The organism is Sphingomonas sp. CCH9-E2 (assembly GCF_001557215.1).
Classification (GTDB): domain Bacteria; phylum Pseudomonadota; class Alphaproteobacteria; order Sphingomonadales; family Sphingomonadaceae; genus Sphingomonas.
In genome coordinates this window covers 1-717 of the sequence record NZ_LSJM01000254.1, presented here as the reverse complement: position 1 = coordinate 717, position 717 = coordinate 1, and the positions used below count along the sequence as shown (strand labels likewise).

The 717-nt window shown below is 65.6% G+C and carries 1 protein-coding gene; it reads right to left on the bottom strand.

The window, feature by feature from the left end:
- Positions 1-717: SPW repeat domain-containing protein (locus AX681_RS11815; RefSeq protein ID WP_443026345.1), on the bottom strand; the 717-nt coding region annotated here is incomplete at both ends.

The following is a 717-nucleotide window of genomic DNA, read 5'->3' as shown; positions in this document are numbered from 1 at the left end:
CAGTGGACGGCGAATAGGTCCAGCCAGGCGGGATGTTCTTGGGGTCCATCATGCCGGCCATGCTCATGCCCGGCATCATCGGCACGAGCACCGACAACGCGATCACGGCCGAGCCGACGAGCAGGTTGTTGTTGTACTGCGCGGCGCTCGGGCTCCAGAAGATCAACGGGGCGAAGAACAGCCAGATGCCGACGAACGCCACCGCCCACTGCGCCCACGTCTTGGTCCGGGATGAGAGCGACAGGGCACCGAACAGCGCAATCGCTAGACCGCTGAGGAGATCGCTGATCGCCAGTGCGCTTGCGCGCCATTCGACTGAAGGCAGACCGCGATCGACGGTGACGAAGCGTGCCGCCGCGCCGACACTCTCCGTGGTCACCGAGTCGTAGATGAGCGGGCTCGAGGCGAGCCACAGACCCAGACCGATGTTTGCGTAAAGCGCCCAGCGCGCGCGGCGCTCGTCGCGGTCCATTATGGCCATGTGATCGCCGTGTACACCGTGGCTGGCCATCGCCATGTCCGCCCCGCCAGGTCCGTGCCCCATGGCTGCATGGTCCATGCTGCTATGGTCCACAGCCCCGCGATCCATGCCGGCCATCCCATCGCCTGCCGCGGCGGGTTGATGGCCCGCCTCCGCAGGTTTGGAAGCTGGATTGTCGTTCCAGGCGACCAGGTTCTCGTTGAGCTTGTTGTTCCGATACCAGGCCCGCGGATGGC